Genomic DNA, 8,824 nt, shown 5'->3' on the forward strand with positions numbered 1-8,824 from the left:
AGGATTTAATGAATATCCCTACTTAATACAAATGCCTCAATTTTCAATCACTAGATAGCGCGAGAAAAAATTCCACAATATCTTTGACGTATCGACATCCTTGTCGGCCCAAGAATGTTCGCCCCCGTCAATCTCGTATACAATCACGTCGCAACCCGAAGGGGCATCGCCGTAGACCGTGCGTGTCACCAAGCGCGACGGATCAAGCTTGGCAGGAAAAGTATCGGTCGACACGGTAGTACAACGGTTGTTGGCAGCCACAGCCGCAACGGCAAGCGGCACGGGGATATAGGCTCCCCACCCTCCTGTGTTCAGATGGTCGCCCTGCCACATGGATGCCTTATCGGCGTTGCCGTGAATCTCCAGAAACGGGACAGGCAGTGTAAGCGCATTGCGATGGTACATCTCCTCAAAGGTAAGTCCCGCTACCGAGCCATAGGCTCTGAACAATGCCGGGTCGGTATGGGCAAGCTGATAGCACAGGTCACCGCCGTTGGACCATCCGGCCATAAATACATTGACCCGGCTGAGCTTGAACCGCGAAGTCACCTCATCAAGAAGATGACGGAAAAAGTCGGATTCATCAACCGCCATAGACGCCTGAGACGGATAACCGACTTTCCAGCTCTCATTTCCCCGGGAGTCGGGCATCCCGTCGGGATAGCAGACGGCAAAACCACAACTATCGGCAACGGCGTTGAGATCGTTGCGCCAACGCGTCTTGGAACCGTAGCCGTGGGTATACACGACAAGTGGAGCGCCCTCCTTGACAGCATCGGGCAAGTACATGCGGTAGGTACGCACGGTATCACCATAGACCATTGTGTATTTTTCAGGCAACACGCTATCATCGGCGCCCCTCAAGGCTGCCGTTGCGACAAAAGCAAGCAACAAAGAAAAGATGCGTAATTTCATACTTTAACGTGAGTTTGATGAGAATTGATTAGCAACTGAGAGTATTCATTTTTATGATTGTCTCAGCATCCGACCACAAAAATACAAAAATCAATGATATGCCATTTCACCATCACTGATTTTATCTTGATTTGCAATTACCTCCCTCGCCTCTTTCACTCACAGCCCCTATAATAAAATTTATTAACAACTCCCAAAGGGAGCAGATTGATGTCCAGAAGGCTATCTGAAGAGTTTTTTCTCCGGCACCGGTGAACGAGGGGTTCGGCACCGGGGAACACCCTCTCCGACACCGGGGAACACCGCCTTCCCCGGTGCCGGAGAAATTCCGCAGCATTGTCCTACGGAGATTTCATTAAAAAATTCCGGACAAACACAAGAAAGAAAGTAGATAAGTAGATGTTGAAATTTAGTTTATAGCGTAAAAACAGCAACTGCGGGTGTGTCACAATTCACCACAGAGAACACAGAGCAACACAGAATATCTCAGTTTTTTCTGTTGATAATCAACAGTTAAAAGTCATCTCTGTGCTACTCTGTGTCCTCTGTGGTGAATTATGACACACCCGCAGCCTTATAGCGGATATGACAAGTCCGACGACAGGCCGGACTGTTCAAGATTTACCAAATAGATACGCGTTTTTCTACCGGCAGGAACATCGGGTCTTTTTCCGTCACGTTGAATGCCTCATACCAAGCACCGATTTGCGGCAATGCACCGTTTACGCGCCATTCGCCCAATGAGTGCACATCACTCTTCGTGCGGTTCAGCACTTCTTCGGGACGGATATCATTGGCCCATACACCTGCGTATGCCAGGAAGAAACGTTGTTCGGGAGTAAGGCCGTCCAGCACCGGCAGCGGATTGGCAGCCGTAGCTTTCTTGAATGCCTGATAAGAAACCTGCAGACCACCGTGGTCGGCAATATTCTCACCCAATGTCATGCGTCCGTTGGCATATACGCCCGGAGCAACCTCGATGCTATCGAAGAAGTTCACCATCACCTGGGCACGCTCGTCAAAGTTCTTGGCGTCTTCGGCGGTCCACCAGTCTTTCAGGTTACCGTCCTTGTCGTACTGGCGACCCTGGTCGTCGAATCCGTGAGTCATCTCATGACCGATTACCACACCGATGGCACCGTAGTTGAAGGCGTCATCCGCATTCATATCGAAGAAAGGATATTGCAGGATACCGGCGGGGAAACAGATTTCGTTCGTAGTCGGGTTATAGTAAGCGTTGACGGTCTGCGGAGTCATCAGCCATTCATCCTTATCCACCGGCTTACCGGCCTTGGCTATCATTTCGGCATGGCTCCACTCGTTGGCACGTTCCATGTTTGCCCAGTAAGAGTCGTTTTTGATTTCCAGCGTGGAGTAGTCTTTCCAAGTGTCGGGATAACCAATCTTCACATGGAAGGTAGCCAGTTTCTCCAGAGCTTTCACCTTAGTGGAATCACCCATCCAGGCAAGATTCTGGATACGTTCGCCCAGGCTTTCCTGCAAGTTCTTCACCAAAGTCACCATACGCTCCTTGGCAGCAGCGGGGAAATATTTCTCCACGTACATCTGACCTACAGCTTCGCCCAGCGCGCCGCTTACAGTGCTTACCGCTCTCTTCCAGCGAGGCTGCATTTCTTGTGTACCGCTCATGGTGCGGCTGTAGAAGTCGAAGTTCTGTTCCGCCATAGCATCGTTCAACAAGCTTGCGGCAGAATCAATCAATTTCCATTGCAGATAAAGGCTCTGCTGTTCAATGGGCAGCGTATCCAGAATATCGGCAGCAGCTTTCAGCGAAGCGGGCTGGCCTACGATGATTTCCTTCACATCCTTCAAGTCCATGGCAGACAAATAAGCATCCCAATCGAAAGTAGGATAATTCTTCTTCAGCTCTTCCATGCTCATTTTGTTATAATTGGCATGCGGGTCACGCAACTCCGTACGAGAGCGGAAAGCCTTGGCAAGACGTGTTTCCACATCCATCACCACCTCCATGCCTTTCTTGGCAGTAGCCTCGTCGAAACCAGCCAACCGGTACATCTTCTGCACATGCGTACGGAAAGCATCACGAATTTTGGCAGTAGCCTCGTCATTTTCCAGATAGTATTCACGTTCGCCCATGCTCAGCCCTGTCTGATAAGTCTGTACGGCATTCATGCTGCTGTTCATTTCATCAGCGCCAACGTACATCACGTTGTAGGCGACGATGCCCTTCTTCTGCATATCGCCCAGCAAGGCATAAAGCTCTTTCTTGTCTTTCAAGGCAGCCAGCTGGTCGAGTTCAGCCTTGATGGGGGCTACACCGTCCTTGTTCAGCTTCACGCTGTCCATTACGATTTTGTACAAGTCACCGATTTTTTGTGCCACGCTGCCGGCTTCGTGCTGGGTGGCGGCAAGTTCTTCAATAAGTCCTTGAATCTGCTTGCGGTTGTTTTCTGCAAGGATAGTAAAAGAACCGTACTGTGAGTATTCAGCAGGAATCGGATTGTTCTTCATCCAACCGCCACATGCGTATTGGTAAAAGTCTGTTCCGGGTAGAGCCGTTGTGTCAAGATTGGCGAGCTGGATGCCTGCTGTAAGTTCAGCCTGCTGCTTGCCGGTGTTGCAGGATGCCGCCATCAGGCAGAATGCTGCAATGGGTAACAAATGATTTGCTTTCATATACATATATAATTTTAATAACATTATCAAACTCCCTGAGATGCATTCTCCAACTCTACAGTAGCCGCGTCCCACTCTTCCACCACTCGGTCAAGCTGCTCTTTCAGTTTTTGGTGTTGCTCATAAAGCGACATGTCCGAAGCACCTTCCGGTGTAGCCATCCTGGCCTCAAGAATGGCAATGGCAGCCTCCGTCTGCTCTATCTCCGCTTCACAATCGGCAACGCGGCGTTCCAACTTCTTGAGCTTCTTATTAAGCTCCTTCTGAGCCTCATAGAGCCTCACCCCCGACCCCTCTCCCGTAGGGAGGGGAGAAGCATTGCCCTTTTTCCCGAAAGAGGGGCTTTTGCTCAAAGCAGAACCGAACAGGGCATCCATCCGTCCGCTACCAAGCAACCCGTCATTCCCTTCTCCCCTCCCTACGGGGAGGAGTCGGGGGAGAGGCTCTTCTTTTGCAGGAAATCATAAATTCCTCCCAAATGTTCCTTCACCAGTCCGCCACCAAACTCGTACACTTTAGTCGCAAGTCCGTCCAGGAAATCACGGTCATGACTGACTATTATCACCGTTCCGTCAAAATCGCGGATAGCCTCCTTCAGCACATCTTTGGAACGCATGTCAAGATGATTCGTAGGTTCGTCGAGAATCAGGAAATTCACCGGTTCCAACAGCAGTTTTATCATGGCAAGCCGGGTACGCTCTCCACCGCTGAGCACCTTCACCTTTTTATCCGAAGCCTCACCGCCGAACATGAAAGCACCCAGAATATCACGGATTTTGAGGCGGATATCCCCTACGGCCACGCGGTCAATCGTATCGAATACAGTCAGGCTTTCATCCAAAAGCTGTGCCTGGTTTTGGGCAAAATATCCAATCTGCACATTATGTCCCAGTGTAAGCTTACCGATATAATCCGTAATCTCACCCATAATGCACTTCACAAGCGTAGACTTACCTTCGCCGTTCTTACCGACAAAAGCAACCTTTTCTCCTCGGTTGATGGTCAAATTCACATCGTGGAAAACAACGTGCTCACCGTAGGATTTCTCCATATCCTCGCAGATAACGGGATAATTACCGCTACGGCTGCTGCAAACAAATTTCAGTCGTAAAGAGGAGTTATCTTCCTCGTCCACCTCGATACGTTCTATCTTTTCGAGCTGCTTGATGCGACTTTGCACCTGCACAGCCTTGGTAGCCTTGTACCGGAAGCGTTCGATGAAATCTTCCGTATCTTGTATCTGCTTCTGCTGATTCTCGTAAGCACGCAGTTGCTGCTCCCGACGCTCCTTGCGAAGCACCACGAACTCATCGTATTTCACTTTATAGTCGTAAATGCGTCCACAAGTTATTTCGATGGTACGCGTAGTGACATTGTTCAGGAAGGCGCGGTCGTGGCTGACAAGCACCACCGCATTGGCACGGGTGGAAAGGAAGTTCTCCAACCACTGGATACTCTCGATGTCAAGGTGATTCGTAGGCTCATCGAGCAGCAGCACATCCGGACGGCGAAGCAACAGCTTGGCAAGCTCTATACGCATGCGCCAACCACCGGAAAATTCGCTTGTAGAGCGGTCGAAGTCCTCACGGCTGAAACCCAGTCCCTGGAGCGTGCGCTCTATCTCGGCACGGTAGTTGGTGCCGCCCATCATCAGAAAACGTTCGTTTTCGTGGGTGAAGCGGTCAATCAGCTTCTGGTAATCCTCGCTGTCATAGTCGGTACGTTCGGCGAGTTGCCGGTTCATACGTTCGATGTCCGCCTGCATCTCAAAGATATGCTCGAAGGCAAGTTCAGCCTCCTGCATCACGGTGCGCTCGTCACTGAGTATCATCACCTGGGGCAAATACCCGATAGTACATTCGCGGGGAACGGCAACAACGCCGGCAGTGGGCTGCTGGATGCCCGCCAATATCTTGAGCATGGTGGACTTGCCGGCACCATTCTTGCCGACAAGAGCTATACGGTCTTTCTTATTGATAACATAAGAGACGTCTTCGAACAGAGGAGTGGCATTAAATTCTACCTTCAGTCCTTCTACAGATATCATAGTGTCAATGAATTTATCGTTCAAGACTGCAAAGGTAGCGATTTTCAGCGTTATACAATACTGATGCCGCATAATATTGTTTCGAACATGTACCTCTTACATCTACTATCCCACCTTCCTGGCAATAAAGAACACATAACCGTAGAATTCCTTATACTTGCCGTACAGTTCATCCTCAATCATTTGGAGTGAGCTGAACTCTTCGGCAATTTTATTACCGGCATATTTCTTACGGAAAATCTCCTGGGCCGCAACCTTTGAAGCAAAGTAATGCTCTGTCCAGCAATTCTCCGGCAGAATGAACGTAGCAACGGGGAGATAACCCGCCTTATACAACTTGGCTACCTGATTGGGAAGTGTATCCATTTCAGAATAGGCGTCCATCCAGAAGTCATTGATTTCCGCAGGACGTTCGTCCGTAAACCATGAACTCTCGGAGACGGCAATATACCCTCCCGGTTTCAGATATTTACGCCACTCCTTCAAGCCACGTTCAAAGCCGATGTTATAGATAGCACCTTCACACCAAATCATATCCAGCTCCTCCTCACCGAAAGGGAGGGCATCCATTGAACCGACAATTCCTTTTACTCTGTCCTGCAAGCCCAACTGCCTTGCATTACGGTTGAAGATGTCAATAAAGCCGGGGAAAAGGTCAAGTCCGGTAATCCGTCCCGGAACATGCCCGGCCAATACCATTGTCTGGCCACCCGTTCCACAGCCGATATCGGCAATAAGGGATTCATCGGTAAGACCGTCTACAAAGCTCAATGCCTTCAGCGTCGCTTCAGGACTGCCTGGGCCTTGTCGTTCCATATTGGAGAAAAAGTCACAGATTAAATTAAGTTCGAAATCGTGGATAGTTTTATTTTCGTTACTCATTTTCTTACTATATTTTGCATATACGGAAGGTATCACAATACCTTCAGCATAATATGCGGATTAAACTTGAATTATAACAACAGAAAAACACTCTCGAAAGAAGTTATCCGAGAGTAAACGAAAGGGACAATCTGTGCAGGGAACACAGATTGTTTACAAAACCAAATCCGATTTAAATGTCTTTGTCATACTGCAAAGATAAACAATATTTTATTTAATCAAAGATTTTACGGTTAATAAAGATTTTCCCTTGCACCGGGTGCATGCTGAAGAACGGTGCCTACCACCTGGCAAGTATCCAGCTCCTTACAGTCACCGCAGGTATTGAAACCTTTTTCGTACACACATTTACGGATAGCACAATAATTGCTGCAATAGGCAAACTTCACCCCGTCTGCACGGTACCCCATACAATGGATGGTTTCCGCCGTAATTTCCGGTGTATTATTCAGCACACTCCACTCTTTGGCGGTTTTCTCTCTCAGCTCATCGTCATTATTGACAGTGGCTATACGGGCGGCGCAATTTTCGCAATCCAGTCCGCAACATGCAATTAATTGTTTCATCCCTTGGTTATAACGATTTATGTTTGTCTCTTGTGATAATCATCAACTTGCCTGCTTCTTCTTTTTCAGTTCAAAGACAAACAGTCATCCTGCAAATGTAGATATAAATCACGATTTATATGCCAGTGTTATAAGAAATTGCATCGTTTTTACGGATTTTTATTCATTGGAGGATTGTTCAGAACGCAACAATCGTCCATACCGATAATACACTGACAATCAGAGAAAAGTTTTGCCACCCCCTTGCCAATTAAGGGATAAAAAGACACTATAACTTCGACAATACCTCCGGCAAAGCAGCCAATAAATAAAATGGCAAGTTCACCAGCCGGAAGCTTTTACCTTCTATGGTCTGCACCTTATCTATCGAAAAATTACCGCTCCAAACACGAACAGCTATATCATGCGGAGCCTCATTCATAAACTGATGAAGAGACTTTAAATGAGCATTATGCCCACTTTTCACCTCTATTGGGATGACAAGTCCATCATACAGATAGATGAAATCAACTTCGGATGAGCTTCCACGCTTGGCACGCATCCAATATTTGCGCTTTACTCCCACTTCGGCAGACAAGGCTTTCAGTTCTTGGGCAACAATTTGTTCGGCAGCCATACCCCGCCACACATCTGTCAGTTCCTTACTCAACAGATACTCTTTCTGAATATTAGCAGCATAATTGACTAAACCTGCATCGAGCCAAATCAATTTGGGAGATTTCTTTAAATCTGCAGTTACCGGCAGCACCGCATTGACCGTAGGATAAACCAACTCAAGCAACAAGGCCTTCTCCAAAGTCCGAAATGACTCACCCGTCTCACGTGCTTTATAAGAAGAGGATGCAAAGCCCCCCAAGGTGATGCTTTGCCCCGCAAAAGCCCAGCCTTCTTCCAAAATATAGCGTATCACGGATGACTGGGTATTATTTGCCGCATACTTTTCCACATCATTTTTATAGGCATTGAGCAATTGATTATAGATGCCGGACAAAGCCACCACGTCCTTATCGGCTGCATAATGAGCCACTACTTCGGGCATACCGCCTATTAAAGCATAAACATTGAAATGCAACATCATCTGGGTATGAAATGCTTCGGGCAACTTGGCCTCCAGAATCCAATCAATGAAACGCTCTTCACCAATAGCTCCCAAAAACTCTATAAACGAACAAGGATGTAATGCCAGATACTCAACCCGCCCCACCGGCAAAGAGATATGACGGTCGAGCATAGTCTCCAACAAAGAACCGGCCGCTATCACATAAATCTGAGGTAACTCCTCATAAAAGTAACGAAGCAAAGATACAGCCTGAGGAGATGCCTGCACTTCATCCAGGAATAGAAGTGTACGCCCTTCTTCTTGCCTTGCACCACAATACAGAAACAGCAACGGCAATAATTGTTTTACATCATCTGTTGTCTCAAAAAGTTGGCGTGCCTCTTTCTTTTCTAAATTGATGGAAAGAAAATTATCAAACTCTTTACTAAATTGACCTACAATAGTAGTCTTACCCACTTGTCTGGCTCCACGCAATATCAAAGGTTTCCTATAAGGATTGTCTGCCCACTTGCGCAAGTCTTTCATTATACTTCGTTCAAACATCTGTATTTTAGCTTATAATATATCAGCAAAGATAAGTATTTGTTTCATTGCAGAGGTATATTCCCTTCTTTTTTGTCCCATTGCAGGGGTAAAATTCTCTGTTTTTTGTTTCATTGCAGAGGTATTCTCCTCTTCAGTGTTCGAAAACTTGTA

At 47.5% G+C, this 8,824-nt stretch carries 5 protein-coding genes and 1 pseudogene; all 6 read right to left on the reverse strand.

Annotated features, from left to right (window positions below; all coding sequences use genetic code 11):
- Positions 1-36: 36 nt before the first annotated feature.
- The gene (locus JCM16496_RS19740; RefSeq protein WP_025836279.1) at positions 37-915 is read right to left on the reverse strand and encodes a CE1 family esterase; all 879 of its coding nucleotides are present in this window, start codon (positions 913-915) and stop codon (positions 37-39) included.
- Between the two features lie 621 nt (positions 916-1,536).
- On the reverse strand, positions 1,537-3,573 hold the full coding sequence (locus JCM16496_RS19745) for a M13 family metallopeptidase (protein WP_025836280.1): 2,037 nt from the start codon (positions 3,571-3,573) through the stop codon (positions 1,537-1,539).
- Positions 3,574-3,599: 26 nt separating this feature from the next.
- Positions 3,600-5,620 (reverse strand): annotated as a pseudogene (gene abc-f / locus JCM16496_RS19750) (ribosomal protection-like ABC-F family protein).
- Positions 5,621-5,725: 105 nt separating this feature from the next.
- The gene (locus JCM16496_RS19755; RefSeq protein ID WP_167332309.1) at positions 5,726-6,502 is read right to left on the reverse strand and encodes a class I SAM-dependent methyltransferase; all 777 of its coding nucleotides are present in this window, start codon (positions 6,500-6,502) and stop codon (positions 5,726-5,728) included.
- Between the two features lie 233 nt (positions 6,503-6,735).
- Positions 6,736-7,068: a DUF3795 domain-containing protein gene (locus JCM16496_RS19760; protein ID WP_025836282.1), complete on the reverse strand. Its 333-nt coding sequence runs from the start codon at positions 7,066-7,068 to the stop codon at positions 6,736-6,738.
- Between the two features lie 268 nt (positions 7,069-7,336).
- Complete coding sequence (locus tag JCM16496_RS19765) at positions 7,337-8,671, reverse strand: ATP-binding protein (protein ID WP_025836283.1); 1,335 nt, start codon at positions 8,669-8,671, stop codon at positions 7,337-7,339.
- Positions 8,672-8,824 lie beyond the last annotated feature (153 nt).

It is taken from the genome of Bacteroides rodentium JCM 16496, assembly GCF_000614125.1.
GTDB lineage: Bacteria > Bacteroidota > Bacteroidia > Bacteroidales > Bacteroidaceae > Bacteroides > Bacteroides rodentium.

What these genes read in the sequence shown, in the direction of transcription:
- JCM16496_RS19740 (WP_025836279.1), bottom strand. Translation starts at nt 915, where the DNA reads ATGAAATTACGCATCTTTTCTTTGTTGCTTGCTTTTGTCGCAACGGCA.
- JCM16496_RS19745 (WP_025836280.1), bottom strand. Translation starts at nt 3,573, where the DNA reads ATGAAAGCAAATCATTTGTTACCCATTGCAGCATTCTGCCTGATGGCG.
- JCM16496_RS19755 (WP_167332309.1), bottom strand. Translation starts at nt 6,502, where the DNA reads ATGAGTAACGAAAATAAAACTATCCACGATTTCGAACTTAATTTAATC.
- JCM16496_RS19760 (WP_025836282.1), bottom strand. Translation starts at nt 7,068, where the DNA reads ATGAAACAATTAATTGCATGTTGCGGACTGGATTGCGAAAATTGCGCC.
- JCM16496_RS19765 (WP_025836283.1), bottom strand. Translation starts at nt 8,671, where the DNA reads ATGTTTGAACGAAGTATAATGAAAGACTTGCGCAAGTGGGCAGACAAT.